Genomic DNA, 22152 nt, shown 5'->3' on the forward strand with positions numbered 1-22152 from the left:
CTCCATTCCCCTCATCGCCATGACGGAACTCCTTGCCAACCATGTCTGCGGCCGCTGGCAGGCCGGCACCGGCCCGGGCAGCGTGCTGCGCGACCCCGTGCGGGGCAGCGCACTGGTGCGCGTGGACGCCACCGGGCTGGATCTGCCGGCCGCCTTTGACTATGCCCGCGAGACCGGCGGCGCGGCCCTGCGCGCACTGAGCTATGCCCAGCGCGCCAAACTGCTGGCCGATGCGGCCGGCGTGCTGCAGGCGGGCCGCGATGCCTATTACGCAATTTCCACGGCCAACTCGGGCACCGTGAAGAGCGACACGGCCGTCGACGTGGACGGCGCCATCTACACGCTGGGCCAGTACGCCAGATGGGGCGCGGCGCTGGGCGATGCCCGCCATCTGGCCGACGGCGAGGCGGTGGCGCTGGCCCGCGACGGCGTGTTCCAGTCCCGGCACATCCAGGTGCCGGCGCGCGGCGTGGCGCTGTTCATCAACGCCTTCAACTTCCCAGCCTGGGGGCTGTGGGAAAAGGCCGCGCCCGCGCTGCTGTCGGGCGTGCCGGTCATCGTCAAGCCCGCCACGGCCACGGCCTGGCTCACGCAGCGCATGGTCCGCGACGTGGTGGAGGCCGGCATTGTGCCGCCCGGCGCGCTGTCGGTGATCTGCGGCAGCGCGGCCGGACTCATGGACCAGCTGCAGCCCTGGGACATGGTCTCCTTCACGGGCTCGGCCGAGACCGCTGCCGCGATCCGCGGCCATGCAGCCGTGGCGCGCCACGCGGTGCGCAGCAATATCGAGGCCGACAGCATCAACAGCGCGCTGCTGCTGCCCGGCCACGGGCCCGACAGCGAGGCCGTGCGCCTGCTGGCGCGCGAAGTGGCGCGCGAGATGACGGTCAAGTCCGGCCAGAAGTGCACGGCCATACGCCGCGTCTTCGTGCCCGGGGCGCTGTACGACGCCGTGGCCCAGGCGATTGGCGCACAGCTGGCCGAGGTCGCCGTGGGCGATCCGCGCAGCGAGGGCGTGCGCATGGGCTCTCTGGTCAGCCGCGAGCAGTACGACAGCGTGCAGAAGGGCCTGGCCGGGCTGATGGCGCACACGGATGTGCTGCACGACGGCCGCAGGCGCGCCCTGGTGGATGCGGATCCGGCCGTGGCCGCCTGTGCCCGGCCCGTGCTGCTGGGCACGCGCAGCCCCGATGCGGCGTCCCTGGTGCACGACATGGAAGTCTTCGGGCCGGTGGCCACGCTCATGCCCTACCGCGACCTCGCGCACGGGCTGGCGCTGGCCCGCCGCGGCCAGGGTTCGCTGGTGGCCTCGCTGTACGGCGAAGACCCGGCAGCGCTGGCGGCCGCGGCCGCCGACCTGGCCGCCAGCCACGGCCGCGTGCATGTGGTCACGCCCGAGGTGGGCAGGACCCATACGGGCCACGGCAATGTGATGCCGCAGTCCCAGCACGGCGGGCCCGGGCGCGCCGGCGGCGGCAGCGAGCTGGGCGGCCTGCGCGCGCTGGACTTCTACCACCGCAAGGCGGCCGTGCAGGCCAGCCCTGCCGTGCTGCAGGCCCTCGTCCCGGCCTGAAAACCGGGCATGGACCCGGCCGCAGAGCCGGGCCGCAACCACACGTGCGCGGCAGCGGTGCGGCGCAAGGAGACACATGATGATCGACCTGGACCAGTCCTTCAACTTTGCGCAGCATCTGTTCGAGACCAACCGCGGGCGGGCCGGCAAGACGGCCTATACCGACGACCACGGCACGCTCAGCTACGGCGAGCTGGAAGACCGGGCGCGGCGCCTGGCCCAGGGGCTGCTGGCAGCGGGCATCCACCGCGAGGAGCGCGTGCTGCTGGTCATGCACGACATGCGCGAATGGGCCGTGTGCTTTCTGGGCGCCATGTATGCGGGCGTGGTGCCGGTGGCGGTCAACACGCTGCTGACGGCCGGCGACTATGCCTACATGCTCGAGCATAGCCGGGCCCAGGCCGTGCTGACCAACGGAGCCATGCTGCCCGTGCTGCGGCAGGCGCTGGACGGCGCCCGGCACGAGGCGGCCCGCATCTGGGTCGCGCATCCCGAGGAAGCCGGGACGCAGCTGCCCGCCGGCTGCGAGCCGCTGCAGCCCTGGCTGGATAGCCAGCAGCCGCTGGCGCAGCCGGCCGCCACGCGCGGGGACGACCCGGGCTTCTGGCTGTACTCGTCGGGCTCCACGGGCAAGCCCAAGGGCGCGGTGCACACGCATGCCAATCCCTACTGGACCGCCGAGCTGTACGGCAAGCCCGTGCTGGGCCTGACGGAAAGCGATGTCTGCTTCTCGGCTGCCAAGCTCTACTTCGCCTACGGCCTGGGCAATGCGCTGACCTTTCCGCTCAGCGTGGGCGCCAGCGTGGTGCTGATGGCCGAGCGGCCCACGCCCGATGCCATCTTCGAGCGCTGGATGCGGCACCGGCCCACGGTGTTCTTCGGTGCGCCCACGGGGTTTGCGGGCATGCTGGCCTCGCCGCGCCTGCCGGCGCGCGAACAGGTCAGCCTGCGCATGTGCTCGTCGGCTGGCGAGGCGCTGCCGGCCGACATCGCCCGGCGCTTCAAGGCGCATTTCGGCGCCGACATCGTGGACGGCATAGGTTCGACCGAGATGCTGCACATCTTCATCTCCAACCGGCCGGGTGACATACGCTACGGCACCACGGGCCGGCCCGTGCCCGGCTACGAAGTGCAGCTGCGCGGCGAGGATGGCAGTCCGGTGGCCGATGGCGAGATCGGCGACCTCTACATCAGGGGCCCGAGCACGGCGCTGATGTACTGGCGCAACCGCGAAAAGACGCGCGACACCTTCCAGGGCGGCTGGCTCAAGAGCGGCGACAAATACGTGCGCGACGCCGACGGCTACTACACCTATGCGGGCCGCAGCGACGACATGCTCAAGGTCAGCGGCATCTATGTCTCGCCGTTCGAGGTGGAGGCCACGCTGCAGCAGCATCCGGCCGTGCTCGAGGCCGCGGTCATCGGCAAGACCGATGCCGACGGCCTGGTCAAGACCAAGTCCTTCGTGGTGCTCAAGAGCGGCTGCAGCGCGACCGAGCAGGAGCTCAAGGCCTTCGTCAAGGAGCGCCTGGCGCCCTACAAATATCCGCGTTTCATCGAGTTCGTGGACGAGCTGCCCAAGACGGCCACCGGCAAGATCCAGCGCTTTCGCCTGCGCGAACAGGAAGCCCGCCATGACGCAAAAACCGAGGCAAAAGCGGTTTGATCCCAGCAGGGACGGGCGCTGACTGCTATGGATTCAAGACCATGATGCCGCAAGCTGCAATCACCGGCGCTGCCGAGCGCGTGCGCATTCCCTGGCGCGGCCGCCAGGTGGAGATCGAATACCAGTGGCTGGAGGCGGACCGCCCCGACGCGCCGGTGATGATCTTTCTGCACGAGGGCCTGGGATCGCTGGCCATGTGGAAGGACTTTCCCGCCCGGGTCTGCCGTGCTGCGGGACTGCGCGGCCTGGTCTATTCGCGCCCCGGCTACGGCAACTCCACGCCGCGCCCGCCCGAAGAGGCCTGGGCGGCCGACTTCATGCACCGCCAGGCCTACGAGGTGCTGCCCGCGCTGCGCGAAGCCCTGGGCCTGGCACGGCCGGCCTGGCTGCTGGGCCATAGCGACGGCGGCTCGATCGCGCTGCTGCATGCGGCGCGCTTTCCGGAGCTGACGGCCGGCACGGTGCTGATGGCGCCGCATGTGATGGTCGAGGACATTTCCGTGGCCAGCATTGCCAGGGCCGCCGAGGCCTACCGCCAAGGCGGCCTGCGCGAGCGGCTGGCGCGCTACCACGCCGATGTGGATTCGGCCTTCGGCGCCTGGGCCGGCATCTGGCTGGACCCCGCCTTCCGCCGCTGGAACATCGAGGCCGAGGCCGCCGGCCTGCGCAGCCCCACGCTGGCAATCCAGGGCCTGGACGACGAATACGGCACGCTGGAGCAAGTAAGGGCAATTGCTCGTATTGCTTTAAGTGTCAAGTTGTTAGAGTTGCCGGCGTGTGGCCATTCGCCCCACCGCGACCAGCCGCTACAGGTGACAGAGAGCATTCGGCAATTCATCCAAACCTCGAGGAGACAAGCATGATCAAGCAATGGACAGCGATGGGCGCGGTGGCACTGGCCGCCGCGACGGCCGGTGGCGGCGCAATGGCGCAGGACAAGATCAAGGTCGGCTTCATGCTGCCCTTCAGCGGCACCTATGCGGCGCTGGGCAATGCCATCGAGAACGGTTTCCGCATGCACGTGGCCGAGCAGGGCGGCAAGCTGGGCGGACGAGAGATCGAGTTCTTCAAGGTCGACGACGAATCGGACCCGGCCAAGGCCACGGACAACGTCAACCGCCTGATCAAGCGCGACAAGGTGGACGTGATCGTGGGTACCGTGCACTCGGGCGTGGCCATGGCCATGGCGCGCGCGGCCAAGGAAAGCGGCACCGTGCTCATCGTGCCCAATGCCGGCGCCGACGCCGTGACCGGGCCCATGTGCGCGCCCAACATCTTCCGCTCCTCGTTCAGCAACTGGCAGTCGGCCTATCCCATGGGCGTGGTCGCGGCCAAGCAGGAGGGCAAGAAGACCGCCATGACCATCACCTGGAAGTACGCGGCCGGCGACGAGATCACGGGCGGCTTCAAGGAAGGCTTCGAAAAGAGCGGCGGCAAGGTCGTCAAGCAGCTGACCTTGCCTTTCCCCAACGTGGAGTTCCAGGCGCTGTTGACCGAGATCGCCGCGGCCAAGCCCGATGCCGTGTTCGCCTTCTTCGCCGGCGCGGGTGCCGTCAAGTTCGTCAAGGACTACCATGCGGCCGGTCTGTCCAAGACCATTCCGCTGTACGGCGCGGGCTTCCTCACCGACGGCACGCTGGATGCACAGGGCGAAGCGGCCCAGGGCATGCTGACTACGCTGCACTATGCGGACGAGCTGGGCACCGAGCGCGACAAGACCTTCCGTACCAATTACGCCAAGAGCTACAAGCTCATGCCCGATGTCTATGCGGTGCAGGGCTACGACGCGGCGCAGATGCTGGCCGTGGGCCTGAAGGCTGCGGGCGGCGACATCGGCAAGAAGGACGTGTTCCGCACCGCGATCGAGAAAGCCACCATCCCCAGCCCGCGCGGCGACTTCACGCTGAGCAAGGCCCACAATCCGGTGCAAGACATGTACCTGCGCAAGGTCGAAGGCAAGGAGAACAGGAAGATCAGCGTGGCCATGAAGGCCCTGGCCGACCCTGCGCGCGGCTGCCGCATGCAGTAAGGCCCTCCGCATTTCATCGCAAGGACTGCCGTGGATTTCGCCACCTTTCTGGTGCAGTGCCTGAACGCTGTTCAGTACGGGCTGCTGCTGTTTCTGCTGGCCTCGGGCCTGACGTTGATCTTCGGCATCATGGGGGTGATCAATCTCGCCCACGGCAGTTTCTACATGATCGGCGCCTATATGGCGTTCGCGCTGGCCCCCGTCCTGGGCCAGCATTTCGTCACCATGCTGCTGGTCGGCACGGTGCTGGCAGTGGCCATAGGCTATGTGCTCGAGTGGGCCTTCTTCAGCTTTCTCTATGAGCGCGAGCACCTGCAGCAGGTGCTGATGACCTTCGGCCTGATCCTGGTGTTCGAGGAGCTGCGCGCCCTGCTGTTCGGCAACGACGTGCACGGCGTGCAGCTGCCCGGATGGCTGGCCGGCAGCTTCTCGCTGGCCGGCCTCATGAGCTACCCCTGGTACCGCATCTTCGCCTCGGCGGCCTGCCTGGTGGTGGCGCTGGCGCTGTACTGGGTGGTCAACCGCACGCGCCTGGGCATGATGGTGCGCGCGGGTGCCAGCAACCGCGACATGGTGCGCGGCCTGGGCATCGACATCCAGCGCCTGTACCGCATCGTGTTCGCCATGGGCGTGGCGCTGGCCGCGCTGGCGGGCATGATCGCCGCGCCCATGAGCTCGGTCTACCCCAACATGGGCTCCAGCGTGCTCATCATCTGCTTCGTGGTGGTCGTCATCGGCGGCATAGGCTCGATCACGGGCGCGCTGCTGGCATCGCTGCTCGTGGGCTTTGTCGATACCTTCGGCAAGGTGTTCTTCCAGGAGCTCAGCGGCATGAGCATCTACCTGCTCATGGCCATTGTCCTGGTATGGCGGCCCGAGGGCCTGATGGGCAAGCGATGAAAAAACACCCCCTGTGTCGCTTCGCGCCTTCCCCGTTGCACATCGCCCTCTCTCGCCACGCGGGAGGGGGACAACCCCTTCGCTGGGGCAGCCCCTGCTGCGGGGCGGCGCGGCCGGCTCAGGCCCTTGCCCGGTGTTCCTTGCTTGGTTCACGCCAGTTTTACATGCAGTGCAAGGAGCCACTGATATGAGCAACACATCCTCCACGCCGCTGCCCCAGTCCAACCAGGCCTATGCCGAAGCCCCTTCGGTGAGCGGCAGGAGCCGGCCTGCGCGCTCGCACAGCCTGCTGGCCGGCGTGCTGCTGCCGCTGCTGGCGGCCGTGGCCCTGGGGCTTGCCCAGCCGTTCTGGTCATCCTATCTGTCGGATCTGGTGGTCAAGATCATGATCCTGGCCATCTTCGCGCTCAGCCTGCACATCCTCGTGGGCGGAGCCGGCCTCGTGAGCCTGGGCCATGCGGCCTTCTTCGGCATAGGCGCCTACGCGGCCGTGCTGGCCGCCACGCCCGACAGCAGCAATTTCGCGCTCATGCTGGGGGCTGCGGTCGCGGCCTCGGCACTGTATGCGCTGGTGGTGGGAGCGCTGAGCCTGCGCACCCGCGGCGTGTACTTCATCATGGTGACGCTGGCCTTCGCGCAAATGGCGTTCTTCGTGTTCCACGACACCAATATCGGCGGCGGCAGCGACGGCATCTACCTCATGGTGCGGCCGTCGCTGGGCGCGCTGGACATGGAGAGCGCCGGCACCCGCTACTACGTGGTGCTGGCCGCGCTGGTGCTGGTCTATGCCTTCATCGGCATGCTGCGCCACTCGCGCTTCGGCGCCGCGCTGGCCGGCATCCGCGTCAACGAGCAGCGCATGCGCGCGGCAGGCTTTGCGACCTACTGGTACAAGCTGGCGGGCTTCGTGATCGCCGGTGCGCTGGCCGGCGTCGCGGGCTTTCTGCTGGCGGCGCGCGACGGCGTGGTCAACCCCGAGCTGCTGGCCTGGCACCATTCGGGCGAAGTGCTGCTGATGCTCATCCTCGGCGGCATAGGCTCGCTGCGCGGTGCCGTCATCGGCACGGTGGCCTTCGTGGTGCTCAAGGAGCTGCTGAGCACCCAGGCCGTGGTGGGCAACCTGGCCGACCACTGGCAACTGACGCTGGGCCTGGCCATCATCGCCCTCGTGGCCCTGCTGCCCAAGGGCCTCATGGGCCTGGGCGAGCAATGGCGCCAGTGGCGCGACCGCTCACGCAGCAAAGGAGCACACCATGGCTGAAGCCCGACTGGCCGTGCGCGGCCTCACGCGCCGCTTCGGCGGCCTGACCGCGGTAAGCGGCGTGGACCTGGACCTGCACGATGGCGAAGTCCACGCCGTCATCGGCACCAACGGCGCAGGCAAATCCACCTTGATCAACATGCTCTCGGGCGAGATAGCGGCCAGCGAAGGCACGATCCGGCTCGAAGGCCGGGACGTCACGCGCATGCCCCAGCCGCGCCGCGCCAAGGCGGGCTTGGGCCGCAGCTACCAGCGCACCACCATCTTTCCTGAATTCACCGTGCTCGAGAACTGCCGGCTTACCGCCCAGGCGCAGATGCGCCCGCGCCCCTGGCGCATCTGGGAGCCTGCACAGCGCTGCCAGGCCAGCCTCGAGCGCGCGCAGGAGGCCCTGGTCCGCGCGGGACTGGCCGAGCAGGCGCAGCGCAGCGCGGGCAGCCTGAGCCACGGCGCCAAGCGCCAGCTCGAGGTGGCCATGTGCCTGGCCACCGGGCCGCGCGTGCTGCTGCTGGACGAGCCGCTGGCCGGCATGGGCGCTGAGGAGACCGAGCGCATGCTGGGTCTGCTGCAGGAACTGAAGACAGGCCACGCCGTGCTGCTCGTGGAACACGACATGGATGCGGTGTTCCGCATCGCCGACCGCATCACCGTCATGGTCAACGGCAGCGTGGTGGCCAGCGGCACGCCGGCGCAGATCCGCGTCGATCCCGTGGTGCGCATCGCCTATCTGGGAGAGGAAGAACATGCTTGAGGCCGCACCCCATGCCGGCGCCCTGTTCGGCGTGCGGGACCTGCACACCTATTACGGCGACAGCCACATCCTGCACGGCGTCTCGCTGGACCTGCCCGAGGGCAGGGCCGTGGGCCTGCTGGGCCGCAACGGCATGGGCAAGACCACGCTGATCCGCACGCTCATGGGCTATGTGCGCGCGCGCTCGGGGCAGGTGCTGGCGCAGGGACGCGATGTCACGGGCGCGCCGCCCGAGAAGATGGCGCGCTCGGGCATTGGCTACGTGCCCGAGGGGCGCGGCGTGTTTCCCAACCTGTCGGTCCGGGAGAATCTTGTGATGAGCGCGCGCGCGGGCCTGGACGGCCGCAGGCCGTGGACGCTGGAGCGCGTGCTCGAGACCTTTCCGCGCCTGAAGGAGCGCCTGTCCAACGGCGGCCACCAGCTCTCGGGCGGCGAGCAGCAGATGGTCTCCATAGGCCGCGCGCTCATGACCAATCCGCGCCTCATGATCCTGGACGAGGCCACCGAGGGCCTGGCCCCGCTGGTGGTGGCCGAAATCTGGCGCGTGATCGCCGAGATCCGCCGCACCGGCATTTCCACCCTCATCGTGGACCGCGACTACAAGAAGGTGCTGGCCCATACGGACCACGCCGTGGTCATGGAAAAGGGGCGGCTGGCGCTGCAATCGGATTCGGCCGCCCTGCTGGCCAGGCCGGAGCAGCTCTCGGCGCTGCTGGGGGTTTGAAGGTATCCGCTGGCCCCCCTTTTGTCCGCGCCTGTGGCACGTCATCCAGGCTGTGGGCAACGCTGCCGTAGGACGGCGTTGCTTCGTGCTCTGACTTGCCGCCGTTTGTTCGAGCGGAGCGGCTATGCCGCGCAGCGAGTTGGGCGGCACCACAGACTGGATGGCGTGACGCAGGTTTACCCCGGAGCGTAGCGCAGGGGCCGCAGGCAATGGGGCGTGTTCTTTTGCCTCCTTTGCTTGCACGAGCAAGAAAAGGAGGTCACCCGCCGGGGCGAGACCCGGCCTCTGTCGCAAGCAGTACTCAAGCGCCGCAGGTGCAGCCCAAAGGGCAGGGGAGAGGAAGTCGCACGAGCCTTCGCTACGCTCGACCTGAGAGTGCAGCAACCACCGCTATCAATTCTGAGGCGCCAGAATCGCCATGGTCAGACTGCAGTTGCAGGTGAGCTTGCCCTGCTCGTCATGCAGCTCGATGGCCCAGACGTGGGTGGTGCGGCCCAGGTGCACGGGGCGGGCCGTGCCGGTCACCCAGCCCTGGCGTGCGGCGCGCACGTGGTTGGCCGAGACGTTCAGGCCCACGCAGCGATGGCCTTCGGGAATGGAGCAGGCTGCGGCCACCGAGCCCAGGGTCTCGGCCAGCACCACGTTCACGCCGCCGTGCAGGATGCCGTAGGGCTGGCAGGTGCGCTCGTCCACGTGGATGCGGCCGCGGATGAAGTCGTCGCCGATCTCGGTGAGTTCGATGCCCAGGTGCGAGACCGCGGTGTTGGCGCCGGCGGCGTTCAGCGCTTCGAGATTCATTGCACGTGTCCAGATAGCCATATCGATCCTGTGTTTCGTCAATTAATGCGAGAGTTCTGTGTCGAGGCCTGCGCCATCGCTTCTTCATGCCGGGGCAAGCCATCCTCGGGCAAGGGCCACCAGGAGGCGCGCGAGGCCACATGCTGGTGACTGGCCAGCGAGGCCCTGCTTGGCTCGTCGAGCAGGCCGGCGCGTATGCGCAGCACACCGGCCGGACTGCTGCGCAGGCTGTAGACCGGCGAGCCGCATCGGGGGCAGAAAGCACGCAGCTTGCCAGGCGAGGATTCGAAGTGGCGCAACTGATCGCGCCCCGCAATCCAGCGGATTTGCTCCTGCCTTGCCGGGATATTGGTGGCCAGGGGGCCGCCCTGGGCTTTGCGGCACTGGCTGCAATGGCAGATTTGAATGCCGGCCAGTTCGCCATGGATCTCAAACCTCACCTGCCCGCATAGACAGGAGCCTGTGGTGACGGCCGTGGAGTCTTCCGGAATCTGGTGAATACGCATGGCGCGAAACGGGTTGCATGAAAAATGACCCCCATGCTCCCCACTGTGCGTGGTTCGCAGCCCTTGCGGGCGGGGTTTTCCATCTTGGGTCGGCCCCACGATGAAAAAAGGACGGCCTGAGACAGACCGTCCTTGATGCTACTGGATAAACGTATTTCGCCCAGCCGACGCTGCCTCGTCAGAGACACCGGGCAAGGTCCTGTCGCCCCGCCGCGAGGGCGTCGTCCCTCGGAGATCCCGGCCAGGAAGCCGCGCAGCGGCACAGGGCGTGAATGATTAAACGCGCATGTCCCCGGTTTCCATGAAGCGCTCGTGCCACGACAGCGCTTCGCCCAGGATATGCGGCGTGTGCTGCGCGCCCTTCAGGCGGGCGCGGTCGAAATAGTCCTGCAGCCGGTCGCGGTAGTCGGGGTGGGCGCATCGGTCGATGATGACCTGGGCGCGCTGCTTGGGCGAGAGGCCGCGCAGGTCGGCCAAGCCCTGTTCGGTGACGATGATCTGCGTGTCGTGCTCGGTGTGGTCCACGTGCGAGCACATGGGCACGATGCAGCTGATCTTGCCGTCCTTGGCCACCGAGGGCGTGACGAAGAAGGACAGGTAGCCGTTGCGTGCGAAGTCGCCCGAGCCGCCGATGCCGTTCATCATGCCCGTGCCCATCACATGGGTGGAGTTGATGTTGCCGTAGATATCGGCCTCGATCATCGAGTTCATCGCGATGATGCCCAGGCGGCGCACCAGCTCGGGGTGGTTGGAGATCTCCTGCGGGCGCAGGATGATGCGATCGCGGTAGAAGTCGATGTGGTCCTCGAAGTCCTTGTACGCGGCGCCCGACAGCGAGATGGCCGTGGCCGAGGCGCGCGTCATCTTGCCTGCGCGCAGCAGGTCCAGCATGCCGTCCTGCAGCACTTCGGTGAAGCCCAGCAGGTTCTCGAAGGGGCCGGTCAGCAGGCCCGCGAGCACGGCATTGGCCACATTGCCCACGCCCGACTGGATGGGCAGCATTTCCCTGGGCAGGCGGCCCATCTTCATCTCGTGCACGAGGAAGTCGATGATGTAGGAGGCGATCTTGTTGGAATTTTCGTCCGGCGTGGCAAAGACGTTGTCGCGGTCGCCCTTGTGGGTTTCGACGACGGCGACGACCTTGGCCGGATCCACGCGCAGATAGGGCTCGCCGATGCGGTTGTCGGCATGGGTCAGGCTGATGGGCACGCGGCGCGGCGGAATGGCCGTGCCGTAGTAGATGTCGTGCATGCCTTCCATCTTTGCGGGCGGCTTGGTGTTGACCTCGAGGATCACCTTGTCGGCGATCTCCAGCCAGGTCTTGTTGTTGCCCACGGCCGTGGAGGGGATCAGGCGGCCGTCCTCGGTCACGCCCAGCACCTCGACCACGGCGACATGCATAGGGCCCAGAAAGCCGAACCATGCATGCTGGGCCACGTGCGACAGGTGCATGTCGATGAAGTCGATCTCGCCCGCATTCACGGCCTTGCGGGCCGTGGGATCGGTGTTGAACGGCAGGCGCTGGCCTATGGCCTGGGCCTCGGCCATCACGCCATCGCATTCGGCCGCAGTGGAGGCGCCGGTCCAGACATTGATCCTGTAGGGCTTGCCGGCCGCATGCTCGGCCCGGGCGCGTGCGGCGATGGCCTGGGGCAGGGCCTTGGGGTAGCCGGCGCCGGTGAAGCCGCTCATGCCGACATTGGTGCCGTGGGGGATCAGTTCGGCGGCCTGTTCGGCCGTCATGATGCGCGAAAGAAAATCCGGATAGCGAACGCGATCTGCGATGGACATGGAAGTCTCCAACTACAGAGGCTCCGGTCGGGCACGCGGGCCTGCCATCGCGGGCGGTGGCTTTCTGGGTCCATGCACTGCGCCTAGCCGGCACCTCAAAAAAAACCGCCCGGTCAGGGGCGGTGTATCTCCAGCGGGAAATGGTAACAGCGCGGAACGCGACGTCGGGGTTTCCCCGCAAAGGCCCCGCGCTGCTGTCAAGGGAATGTTTCCCCGGTTACATGGCGGCGCTCAATGGGCCTTGCCCTGAGTTTCATCGGCGTGCCGGCCCATGTTGAGCAGCGCATAAAGGATGATGGCGCCAAAGGTGGCCGTGCCGATGCCGCCGAGCTTGAATTCGCCGAAGGTCAGCGTGAAGTCGCCCGTGCCCAGGATCAGCGTGATGGCGGCCACGATGAGGTTCTTGTTCTGCGAGAAGTCCACGCGGTTGTCCACCCAGATCTTGGCGCCGGCCACGGCGATCAAGCCGAAGACCACGATGGACACGCCGCCCATCACGGGCAGCGGGATCGCCTGGATCAGCGCGCCGAACTTGGGCGAGAAGCCCAGCAGCACGGCCAGCACGGCGGCGCTGAAGAACACGGCCGTGGAATAGATGCGCGTGGCGGCCATGACGCCTATGTTCTCGGAATAGGTGGTCACGCCCGTGCCGCCCACCGAGCCGCTGACCATGGTGGCCAGGCCGTCGCCGATGAAGGCGCGGCCCATGTACTGGTCCAGGTCCTTGCCGGTCATGGCCGTGACGGCCTTGATGTGGCCCAGGTTCTCGGCCACCAGGATGATGACCACGGGCACGATGAGCACCATGGCATGGGCGTTGAATTCGGGGGCATGGAAGTGGGGCATGCCGAACCAGGCCGCATTGGCCACGCCCGCCAGGTCCACGGGCGTGCCCCAGCCCAGCACGTTGGTGAACAGGCCGTAGATCAGCGTGGCCACGATCAGGCCCACGAGGATCAGCAGGCGCTGCACCATGCCGCGCGTGAACACGGCCACCAGGCCCACGCTCACGAAGGTCATGGCCTGCATCCAGGATTCGAAGTTGTTGGCCGCCATGTTCTTGACCGGGATGGCCGCCAGGTTCAGGCCGATCACGGCCACCACGGCGCCCGTGACCACGGGCGGCATGAAGCGCTCGATCCAGCGCGTGCCGATGGCTTGCACGGCAAAGCCCACCAGCATGTAGACCGCGCCGCAGGCGATGATGCCGCCCAGGGCCAGCCCGATGTTGGGGTTGGCGCCCTTGCCCGCATAGCCCGTCACCGCGATCACCACGCTGATGAAGGCGAACGAGGAGCCGAGGTAGCTGGGCACCCTGCCGCCCGTGATGAGGAAGAAGATCAGCGTGCCGATGCCGCTCATGAAGACGGCCAGGTTGGGGTCGAACCCCATCAGAATGGGCGCCAGCACGGTGGAGCCGAACATGGCGATCACATGCTGCACGCCCATGAGGCCGGTCTGCGGCCAGGGCAGGCGCTCGTCGGGACCGATCACGCCGCCCGACTGCAGGACGTCGGCGGACCGTTGTGTCCAGTGGAAAAGGCCCATGGGAAATTGCTCCTTGTAAACAAATGCTGCGATGGTATGTGTTTTTCCCGGGCGGCAATGCCGGGGCCGCCCCTGGCCCGCGGCCAGGCGGCGCATCTTTCCTACGTGCCGTGCCGCGGGGAGTCATTAGAGTGGGATGCTCCCAACCCAAGCAAAGGAACAGACCATGCGCGTGGACATCTACCGCCGGGCCGAAGCCCAGGGCCGGTATTCGCATCTGGTCGTGCCCGAGGGGCGCGCCATTCCCGAGGAAGCCACCAATACCGACTGGGAGAACGAGCAGCGGGGCCAGGAGCTGGACGAAACCGCTGCGCAGTGGCCGCAGCTGGGCATCGAGGAGCCGGGCCGCCAGCTGCGCGACAAGGGCTACGCGATCACCAGCCTGGACCGCCAGACCGACGACTGAAACGGCGGGCCGCACTGTCAAGCAAGGGACGCCAGCGGCCGGCGCGGCGCGCTAAGCTGGCTGCATGCACAGCCGCACCGCCCAACCCCCCTTCGTTCCCCAGATCCGCCTCTACCAGGACTGGCTGCGCGAGACGCGCGGCCTGCAGTTCGACAGCTACGACGCGCTGTGGCGCTGGTCGGTCAGCGATCTCGATGCGTTCTGGCAAAGCATCTGGGACTATTTCGACGTGCAGTCCCCCACTCCCCATACGGCGGTGCTGGCGCGCAACGTCATGCCCGGGGCGCAGTGGTTTCCGGGCGCCCAGGTCAATTACGCGCGCCAGGTGCTGCGCCATGTCGATGCCGCGCATGCGTCCGGCATGCCCGCGGTGGTCAGCCGCAACGAGAAGGGCCTGCACCGCGAGCTGTCCTGGCCCGAGCTGCGCCGCCAGGTCGCGGCCCTGGCCCTGCACCTGAAGGCCCAGGGCGTGAGCAAGGGCGACCGCGTGGCCGCCTACCTGCCCAATATTCCCGAAGCCATGGTGGCCTTTCTCGCCACCGTGAGCCTGGGCGCGGTGTGGAGCATCTGCGCGCCCGACATGGGCACGAATGCGGTGCTGGACCGCTTCCAGCAGATCCAGCCCAAGGCGCTGATCGCCGTGGACGGCGTGCACTACGCGGGGCGCGACCTGGACCGCACGGCCGTGCTCGACGAACTGCGGCACGGCCTGCCCAGCGTCTCCCATGTGGTGCTGGTCGCCAATCTGGATGCTGGAAAAAAGATAGCGGATACCGCAGACTACGCAACCGTTACGGCCAGAAATGATGCGGAAACGGCAGCCTTCGAGCCCGAATGGGTGCCGTTCGACCACCCGCTGTGGATCGTCTACTCCAGCGGCACCACGGGCCTGCCCAAGCCCATCGTCCACGGCCATGGCGGCATGGTGCTGGTGGCCCTGCAGCTCAAGGGCCAGCACAACGACATAGGCTGCAGCTACGACCCCAACAGCTGGGGCGAGCGCTACCACTGGTACAGCTCCACGGGCTGGGTGATGTGGAATGCCCAGGTTTCGGGCCTGCTGGGCGGCACCACCTGCGTGATCTTCGACGGCAGCCCGGGCGGCAGCAAGGAAAAGCCCGACTGGACCGTGCTGTGGCGCTTCGCGGCCGAGACCGGCGTGACCAGCTTCGGCTCGGGCGCGGCCTTCTATGCCAACTGCATGAAGGCCGGCGTGGATCTGTCCGCCTGCGGCGACCTTTCGCGCATCCGGGGCCTGGGCAGCACGGGCTCGCCGCTGTCGGCCGAGGTGCAGCAGTGGGGAACCGAGCAGTTCCGCAAGATCCGACAAATGAGCGGCGCCGGGCCGTCCCAAGCCGCGAAGGCCTCCCCGGGGGGCAGCGACCCACACGCAGTGGGGGAGCGTGGGGGCGACATCTGGTGGAACAACCTGTCCGGCGGCACCGACTTCGCCGGCGCCTTCATCGGCGGCAACCGCGAGCTGCCGCTCACGCCGGGCATCATGCAATGCCGCCAGCTTGGCGCGGCCGTCGAGGCCTGGAACGAGCTGGGCCAGCCCGTCATCGACGAAGTCGGCGAGCTGGTCTGCACCCAGCCCATTCCGTCCATGCCGCTGTACCTGTGGGGCGATACGGACGGCAGGCGTTACCTGTCCAGCTACTTCGACATGTACCCGGCCGGCCACGGCCGCCGGCCCGGCGGCGGCGACGGCCCGGCCGAGATGGGGCCGGTCTGGCGCCACGGCGACTGGATACGCGTGCTGCCCGATGGCGGCTGCATCATCTACGGCCGCAGCGACGCCACCATCAACCGCCACGGCCTGCGCATGGGCACCAGCGAGATCTACAGCGCCGTCGAAGGCCTGCCCGAGGTGCTGGACAGCATGGTGGTGGACCTCGAATACCTGGGCCGCGACAGCTACATGCCGCTGTTCGTGGTGCTGCGCCCCGGCATGGCGCTGGATGCGGCCCTGCGCGAGCGCATCAACGCGGCCATCCGCGCGGCCCTGTCGCCGCGCTTCGTGCCCGACGCCATCTTCCAGGTGGCCGAGATTCCGCGCACGCTCTCGGGCAAGAAGCAGGAGCTGCCCATCAAGAAGCTGCTGCTGGGCCAGCCGCTGGCCAAGGTGGTCAACAAGGAAGCCATGGCCAACCCCGGCTGCCTGGACTGGTACGAGCAGTTCGCGCGCGCGCACCTTGCGCGCACGGCCCCGGCGGCCTAGGGCGGCCAAGAGGCCCGGCCTAGGCGCATCCGGGCCGCCGTGTGGCGATAATCGGCCATGCTGTTACTGGATGTCGGTTCTTGGACGCGCTGAGCAGTCGCATGGTGCGCGGTTTGCGCGCGGTGCGGCTCGGCCTGCTATGGGCCGCAGGGGGCTGCATGGCATGGGGCTGCGCGCTGGCATGCGAGGGCCCGCAGCATGTCCACCTGCTCCATCCCGTGGCGCTGAGCGCCGCGGAGCAGGCCGAATTCCGCGCCATGGCGCCGCTGCGCGTGCTGGCGGTCGACGCTCCGCCCATGGCGCGCTACGACCGGGAACGCAACCGCTACGCCGGCATCGGTGTCGACGTATGGTGCTTCATCGCCGCAGAACTGGGGCTGCGCTACGAGATCCTCCCGGACCGGGACATGACCGTCGCCGACAAGATCCGGCAGGTGCAGCAAGGGCGCGCCGACGTGTTCCTGCCGCTGAGCCAGCAGCCCGACCGGGCGCGCCTGGGCCTTTTCACGCTGCCCTACTATGCGAGCTACTACGCCATCATTGCGCGCACCGGGCGGCGCCTGCAGGTGCACGGGCTGGACGACCTGGCGCCCTACCGTGTCGGCGTGGTCAAGGGTGTAGCGCTGGAGCCGCGCCTGCAGGCGGCCCTGCCGGCCTCCCGGCTCACCAGCTTCGACCAGGCGAACAGCAACGGCATGTTCCAGGCCCTGCTCGACGGCGCGCTGGACGTGGCCGTGTTCAACAAGAGCATCTTCGACGAGAAGCGCTACGCCTACGACTACTTCGACCTGGAGGTCATCCATACCCTGCGCGACGATCCGCGCGAGTACAGCTTCTATTTCAGTCCCACGCCCGAGCATCGGCGCCTGGTGGAGGTGTTCAACCGCTATCTGGGCGCCATCGACGCGTCGGAATCGGTGGCACAGCACGAAAAGGGCGATCGCCAGCTCATCGAGCGCTATGTGGCGCAGCGCAGCCAGCGCACGCTGCTGCAGGTCGCCAGCGTGGCCGCGGTCCTGATGATGCTGGTGTTCGGCCTGGCCTTTCTGCGCTACCGGCGCCTGGCCCGTCTGCTGGCCCAGAGCAACCGGCAGATCCTGGAGCAGCAGCAGGCCCTGCGGGAGGCCAATGAGCAGCTGGCACGCCTGAGCCTGTGCGACGAGCTGACCGGCCTGGCCAACCGCCGCGCCTTCGGCCAGGCGCTGCAGCGCGAGCATGCGCGCCGCCAGCGCACGGGCGCGCCCCTGAGCATGCTGGTCATCGACGTGGACCACTTCAAGTGCGTGAACGACCACTACGGCCATGCGACGGGCGACGACTATCTGCGTTCCGTCGCGCAGGTGCTGTCCCAGGCGGCGGGCCGGGCCGCCGACCTGGCCGCGCGCCATGGCGGCGAGGAGTTTGCCTGCCTGCTGCCCGACACGCCGGCAGCCGATGCGCTGGCGCTGGCCGAGCGCATCCGCATGGCCGCGGCCGGGCTGGCCCTGCCCAATGCGCTGGCGGCCGCCGGCCGGCTCACGGTCAGCATAGGCGTCGCGACCCTGGAAGCCGGCCCGGCCACGGCGCAGGACCTGCTGGCCGAGGCCGACGCACAGCTGTATGCGGCCAAGCGCGCGGGCCGCGACTGCGTGCGCGCCGCCGTGGTGCGGGCCTAGCGCCGCGCGCCAGTGGCGTTCACCGGCCCAGGAACCGGGGCTCGCGCTTCTCGCGCCAGGCCGCGCCGCCTTCCTGCAGGTCCGCCGAGGCAATCGTGGCCTGCACGGCGGCATCGATGGCCGCGGCATCGGCGCGGCCCCGCGCAATCGCGTTCAGGTGCTGCTTCATGCCCAGCAGGGCCAGCGGCGCCATGCCCGTGAGCCGGGCCTGCAGCCGCTGCACCTCGCCGGCGATGTCGGCATCCGCTGCCAGATGGGTCAGGAAGCCGCAGTCCTTCATGGCCCGGGCGTCCAGATGCTCGCCGGCGAGGAACAGGCGTTTGGCCGTATCCAGGCCCAGGCGCGTCACATAGCGCTCCAGGCCCGAGCGGTAAAAGTGCAGGCCCAGCCTGGCCGCGGGCATGAACATCTGGCTGCGTGCGCCGCCCACGCGGAAGTCGCAGGCCAGCGCCATGTCGGTAGCGCCGCCGAACACGCCGCCCTGGATGGCCGCAAGGGTCACGGCGCGGCATTGCTCTATGGCGTCCACCATCTCGCCGAACGCGCTGCCCTCGTTCTGGCTGTTGGCGATCTCGGCGATGTCGTAGCCGCTGCAAAAGTGTTTTCCCTCCGATTGCAGGGTCAGTACCAGCACCTCGGGCGCGGCGTTGACCTCGGCAATGTGGGCGCGCAGCCGGCCCAAGTCTTCGGGCAGCAGCTTGTTGGCCGTTTCGGGGCGGCGCAGGGTGATGCGGGCCGTGCTGCCCTGGATCTGGAGCTGTGGGGACATGGCTGCATTCTGGGCCATGCGGCGCCTGCACGACCGGGGCGCAGGCGCGTGAGCGGGTGTAACTGTTGTGGGCTCCTGGCACCAGCGGCGGCTGCGGATCGCGACTTCGGGCGGCGCGCAGGTACACTTTGGCGTCTTTGTTGTGCGCTTCGCAGTGCAATCTCCCTCCATGGCTGTTGAACCGACCGGCGCAGTGCGCCCCAGTTTTGACCTCAAGAGCGCGCAATTGCCCGTGCTGTCCGTCGTATTGCGGGACACCGATGTGCGCGTGCTGGTCGATGACCTGGCCGCGCGCCTGGCCGACGATCCGGACTTCTTCGACAACGATCCCGTCCTCATCGACCTCAGCCATGTGCGCGAGGCCGACAGCGAGATCGACTTCGCGGTGCTGGTCGACGCGCTGCGCTCCCACCGCACCGTGCCCGTGGCCGTGTGCGGCGGCAGCGACAGGCAGATGGCCGATGCGCGGGCCCTGGGCCTGGTGGCGGCGCCCGATGCGGCACCCGCGCGCCGGCCGGCGCCCGGGATCCAGGAAGTGGTGCGCGAAGTGGAGGTGGTGCACGAGGTCGAGGTGCCCGCGCCGCTGGCCGATGCCGTGATCGTTGACAAACCTTTGCGATCGGGCCAGCGCGTCTATGCCAAGGGCACTGATATCGTTGTGCTGTCCATGGTCAGCTATGGCGCCGAGGTGATCGCCGACGGCAACGTCCACGTCTATGCGCCGCTGCGCGGCCGGGCCGTGGCCGGGGCGCGCGGCAATACCGAGGCACGCATCTTCAGCACCTGCATGGAGGCGCAGCTGCTGTCCATTGCCGGCATCTACCGCACAATTGAAACCGATCTGCCCGCCGACGTGGCAGGAAAGCCCGCAAAGGTCCGTCTGGAAGGCGAAAAAATTATCATCGAGCCGGTGTAACCGCCCCACCGGAAGTCCCATCAACCAGCTTCATCGTCTTTAAGGAATCGTGCAAACATGGCCAAAATCGTCGTCGTGACCTCTGGCAAGGGTGGAGTGGGCAAGACCACCACCAGCGCCAGCTTCGCCTCAGGCCTCGCATTGCGCGGTCACAAGACCGCGGTGATCGATTTCGACGTGGGCCTGCGCAACCTGGACCTCATCATGGGTTGCGAGCGCCGCGTGGTCTACGACCTGATCAATGTCATCCAGGGCGAAGCCAACCTCCACCAGGCCCTGATCAAGGACAAGCAGAGCGAGAACCTGTTCGTGCTGGCTGCCTCGCAGACGCGCGACAAGGACGCGCTGACGCAGGACGGCGTGAAGAAGGTGCTGGACGACCTGGCCGCGATGGACTTCGAGTACATCGTCTGCGACTCGCCGGCCGGCATCGAGAGCGGCGCGCTGTTCGCCATGCACTATGCGGACGAGGCGCTGGTCGTGACCAACCCCGAAGTCTCGTCGGTGCGCGACTCCGACCGCATCCTGGGCATGCTCAGCTCCAAGACGGCGCGCGCCGTCGCGGGCGGCGAGCCGATCAAGGAGCATCTGCTCATCACCCGCTACAACCCCAACCGCGTGCAGGACGGCCAGATGCTGTCGCTGGAGGACATCCAGGACATTCTGCGCATCGAGCTGATCGGCGTGATCCCCGAGTCGGAGACCGTGCTGCAGGCCTCGAACCAGGGCATTCCTGCCGTGCACATGCAGGGCAGCGACGTGGCCGAGGCCTACCAGGACGTGGTGGCCCGTTTTCTTGGCGAGGAAAAGCCCATGCGCTTCACCGAAGCGGTCAAGCCCGGCTTCTTCAAGCGCATCTTCGGAGGGAGGTAAGCCCCATGTCCATGTTGTCGTTTTTGCTCGGGGAGAAGAAGAAGACCGCATCCGTCGCCAAGGAACGCCTGCAGATCATCCTGGCGCGCGAGCGCGTGGGCGGCGACTCCTCCAACCGGCCCGATTACCTGCCTGCGCTGCAGAAGGAGCTGATGGCCGTGATTTCCAAGTACGTGGACATCAATCCCAATGACATCAAGGTCCAGCTGGAGCGCCAGGAGAACCTGGAAGTGCTGGAAGTCAAGATCGAACTGCCCGACGCCGCGCAGCGCGCCTGACCGCGCGGCCCTGCCGGGAAACGCAAAGGAGCCCTCGAGGCTCCTTTTTCCTGGGCACCCTTTGGCGCTTCAGGGCGCCACGGGTTCGCGCATGGTCACGAACTCCTCGGCCACCGTGGGATGGATGCCCAGCGTGGCATCGAACTGCGCCTTGGTGGCGCCGCACTGCAGAGCCACGGCAAAGCCCTGGATCAGCTCGCCGGCCTCCTCGCCCACCATGTGCACGCCGACCACGCGCCGGTCGGCGCCCGCGACCACGAGCTTGAGGAACACGGGCCGGGGTTCCTCGGCCATCCGGTTGCTCAGCGGGCGGAACGAGGACTTGAAGACCTGCACGTCGCCATGGCATTCGCGCGCCCGGGCTTCGGACAGGCCCACGGTGCCCACGTTGGGGTGGGAGAACACGGCGGTAGGCACCAGCGCATAGTCGGGCGCGGCCTTGTCGCCGTTGCCGAACAGCCGGTGCGCGAGCACCGTGCCTTCGGCCAGTGCCACGGGCGTCAGCGCCATGCGGCCCACCACGTCGCCCACGGCGTGGATGGAGGGCACGCTGGTGGTGAAGCCTTCATCCACCACGACGGCGCCCTGGCCGTCGAGCCGCACGCCGGCGGCTTCGAGGCCCAGGCCCTCGGTGTTGGGCACGCGGCCCGTGGCGAACAGCACGCAGTCGGCCGTCAGGGCCTGGCCGTTGTCCAGCTGAAGGTGCAGGCCGTCGTCGCGCTTGGCAATGGATTCGATCTGCCGCTCCAGCTGCAGCTGCATGCCCTGGCGGCCCATCTGCTCGGCCAGCACCATGCCGAGGTCTGCATCGAAATGGCGCAGCAGGCGCGCGCTGCGGTGCAGCAGCGTGGTCTCGGCACCCAGGCCGTGGAAGATGGAGGCGAATTCCACGGCGATATAGCCGCCGCCGACCACGACCACGCGCCGCGGCAGCGCGGGCAGCGAGAAGGCCTCGTCCGAGCTGATGGCCCATTCGGCGCCTGCAATCGCGGGCTTCTGCGGGCGTCCGCCCGTGGCCACGAGGATGTGGCGCGCGCTCAGCGTCCGGTCGCCCACGGCCACGCTGTGCGCGCCGGTGATGCGCGCGCGGCCCGCGATCAGCTGCACGCCGGCGTTGGTCAGCAGCTGGTCGTAGACGCCGTTGAGGCGGTGGATCTCGCGGTCCTTGTGGGCGATCAGCGTGGCCCAGTCAAAGCGCGCCTGCGGCAGCTGCCAGCCAAAGCCCGCGGCTTCGCCGAAGGCCTGGCTGAAATGCGCGGCATGGCTGAGCAGCTTCTTGGGAATGCAGCCCACGTTGACGCAGGTGCCGCCCAGCCTGCCGGACTCCACCACGGCCACGCGGGCGCCCAGCGAGGCCGCGACGCGGCTGGCGCGCACGCCGCCCGATCCGGCTCCGATGACCAGAAGGTCGTAGTCAAACTGGCTGATTGTCGTCATGCATGGCTCCTGCGGTGCAGCCGCCGGTATCGCGGCCGCTTCACTGCCGA

The 22152-nt window shown here is 68.0% G+C and carries 20 protein-coding genes; 14 read left to right on the plus strand and 6 right to left on the minus strand.

Going from position 1 to position 22152, the window contains the following annotated elements; translation table 11 throughout:
- Positions 1–19 precede the first annotated feature (19 nt).
- The 8 genes from Cte04_RS07350 to Cte04_RS07385 all read left to right on the plus strand — a co-directional run bounded on the left by Cte04_RS07350 (position 20) and on the right by Cte04_RS07385 (position 8904).
- Complete coding sequence (locus Cte04_RS07350; protein WP_066474658.1) at positions 20–1573, plus strand: 3,4-dehydroadipyl-CoA semialdehyde dehydrogenase; 1554 nt, start codon at positions 20–22, stop codon at positions 1571–1573.
- Positions 1574–1652: 79 nt separating this feature from the next.
- The gene (locus tag Cte04_RS07355) at positions 1653–3239 is read left to right on the plus strand and encodes a benzoate-CoA ligase family protein (protein WP_066475381.1); all 1587 of its coding nucleotides are present in this window, start codon (positions 1653–1655) and stop codon (positions 3237–3239) included.
- A 44-nt stretch (positions 3240–3283) separates the two neighbouring features.
- Positions 3284–4102 carry an alpha/beta fold hydrolase gene (locus tag Cte04_RS07360; protein ID WP_066475383.1) on the plus strand — a complete coding sequence of 273 codons (819 nt, stop codon included), beginning with the start codon at positions 3284–3286 and terminating at the stop codon, positions 4100–4102.
- Positions 4099–5268, plus strand: coding sequence for an ABC transporter substrate-binding protein (locus tag Cte04_RS07365; RefSeq protein WP_066474662.1), 1170 nt, complete (start codon positions 4099–4101; stop codon positions 5266–5268). Before Cte04_RS07360 ends, Cte04_RS07365 begins: the two co-directional genes overlap by 4 nt.
- Positions 5269–5298: 30 nt before the next feature.
- Complete coding sequence (locus Cte04_RS07370) at positions 5299–6168, plus strand: branched-chain amino acid ABC transporter permease (protein WP_066474665.1); 870 nt, start codon at positions 5299–5301, stop codon at positions 6166–6168.
- Positions 6169–6355: 187 nt separating this feature from the next.
- Positions 6356–7429, plus strand: a complete 1074-nt coding sequence (locus Cte04_RS07375; protein ID WP_066474667.1) for a branched-chain amino acid ABC transporter permease — start codon at positions 6356–6358, stop codon at positions 7427–7429.
- Positions 7422–8180, plus strand: a complete 759-nt coding sequence (locus Cte04_RS07380; RefSeq protein WP_066474672.1) for an ABC transporter ATP-binding protein — start codon at positions 7422–7424, stop codon at positions 8178–8180. Before Cte04_RS07375 ends, Cte04_RS07380 begins: the two co-directional genes overlap by 8 nt.
- Complete coding sequence (locus tag Cte04_RS07385) at positions 8173–8904, plus strand: ABC transporter ATP-binding protein (protein WP_066474676.1); 732 nt, start codon at positions 8173–8175, stop codon at positions 8902–8904. Before Cte04_RS07380 ends, Cte04_RS07385 begins: the two co-directional genes overlap by 8 nt.
- 393 nt (positions 8905–9297) lie before the next feature.
- On the opposite strand, the gene Cte04_RS07390 is transcribed toward Cte04_RS07385, so the two are convergent.
- The 4 genes from Cte04_RS07390 to Cte04_RS07405 form a co-directional block, all read right to left on the minus strand.
- Positions 9298–9723 carry a hotdog fold thioesterase gene (locus tag Cte04_RS07390; RefSeq protein WP_066474688.1) on the minus strand — a complete coding sequence of 142 codons (426 nt, stop codon included), beginning with the start codon at positions 9721–9723 and terminating at the stop codon, positions 9298–9300.
- 17 nt (positions 9724–9740) lie between these two features.
- Positions 9741–10208 carry a GFA family protein gene (locus Cte04_RS07395; protein ID WP_066474691.1) on the minus strand — a complete coding sequence of 156 codons (468 nt, stop codon included), beginning with the start codon at positions 10206–10208 and terminating at the stop codon, positions 9741–9743.
- Between the two features lie 276 nt (positions 10209–10484).
- On the minus strand, positions 10485–11999 hold the full coding sequence (scpC, locus tag Cte04_RS07400) for a succinyl-CoA:acetate CoA-transferase ScpC (RefSeq protein WP_066474694.1): 1515 nt from the start codon (positions 11997–11999) through the stop codon (positions 10485–10487).
- Between the two features lie 231 nt (positions 12000–12230).
- Positions 12231–13547 carry a solute carrier family 23 protein gene (locus Cte04_RS07405; protein WP_066474697.1) on the minus strand — a complete coding sequence of 439 codons (1317 nt, stop codon included), beginning with the start codon at positions 13545–13547 and terminating at the stop codon, positions 12231–12233.
- A gap of 166 nt (positions 13548–13713) precedes the next feature.
- Here Cte04_RS07405 and Cte04_RS07410 point away from each other — a divergent pair, with 166 nt between their 5' ends.
- The 3 genes from Cte04_RS07410 (at position 13714) to Cte04_RS07420 (ending at position 17829) form a co-directional block, all read left to right on the plus strand.
- On the plus strand, positions 13714–13953 hold the full coding sequence (locus Cte04_RS07410; RefSeq protein ID WP_066474701.1) for a DUF6139 family protein: 240 nt from the start codon (positions 13714–13716) through the stop codon (positions 13951–13953).
- A 64-nt stretch (positions 13954–14017) separates the two neighbouring features.
- Positions 14018–16174: an acetoacetate--CoA ligase gene (locus tag Cte04_RS07415; RefSeq protein ID WP_066474704.1), complete on the plus strand. Its 2157-nt coding sequence runs from the start codon at positions 14018–14020 to the stop codon at positions 16172–16174.
- Positions 16175–16254: 80 nt separating this feature from the next.
- Positions 16255–17829 carry a transporter substrate-binding domain-containing diguanylate cyclase gene (locus tag Cte04_RS07420; protein WP_245633316.1) on the plus strand — a complete coding sequence of 525 codons (1575 nt, stop codon included), beginning with the start codon at positions 16255–16257 and terminating at the stop codon, positions 17827–17829.
- Between the two features lie 19 nt (positions 17830–17848).
- On the opposite strand, the gene Cte04_RS07425 is transcribed toward Cte04_RS07420, so the two are convergent.
- Positions 17849–18598, minus strand: coding sequence for an enoyl-CoA hydratase/isomerase family protein (locus Cte04_RS07425; RefSeq protein ID WP_066475385.1), 750 nt, complete (start codon positions 18596–18598; stop codon positions 17849–17851).
- 169 nt (positions 18599–18767) lie between these two features.
- Between Cte04_RS07425 and minC the strand changes: the two genes are divergently transcribed.
- From minC to minE, 3 genes are read left to right on the plus strand one after another with little or no spacing between them, the layout of a single operon-like run.
- Positions 18768–19514, plus strand: a complete 747-nt coding sequence (minC, locus tag Cte04_RS07430) for a septum site-determining protein MinC (protein ID WP_066474710.1) — start codon at positions 18768–18770, stop codon at positions 19512–19514.
- A 57-nt stretch (positions 19515–19571) separates the two neighbouring features.
- Positions 19572–20387, plus strand: a complete 816-nt coding sequence (gene minD / locus Cte04_RS07435) for a septum site-determining protein MinD (RefSeq protein WP_066474721.1) — start codon at positions 19572–19574, stop codon at positions 20385–20387.
- 5 nt (positions 20388–20392) lie between these two features.
- Positions 20393–20665 carry a cell division topological specificity factor MinE gene (minE, locus tag Cte04_RS07440; RefSeq protein WP_066474724.1) on the plus strand — a complete coding sequence of 91 codons (273 nt, stop codon included), beginning with the start codon at positions 20393–20395 and terminating at the stop codon, positions 20663–20665.
- Between the two features lie 69 nt (positions 20666–20734).
- On the opposite strand, the gene gorA is transcribed toward minE, so the two are convergent.
- Positions 20735–22102 (minus strand): glutathione-disulfide reductase, encoded by a 1368-nt coding sequence (gorA, locus tag Cte04_RS07445; protein ID WP_066474735.1) that lies wholly within the window; start codon positions 22100–22102, stop codon positions 20735–20737.
- Positions 22103–22152: the final 50 nt, after the last annotated feature.

Origin of the sequence: Comamonas terrae (assembly GCF_001544075.1) — a bacterium.
GTDB classification, from domain to species: Bacteria; Pseudomonadota; Gammaproteobacteria; order Burkholderiales; family Burkholderiaceae_C; genus Comamonas; species Comamonas terrae.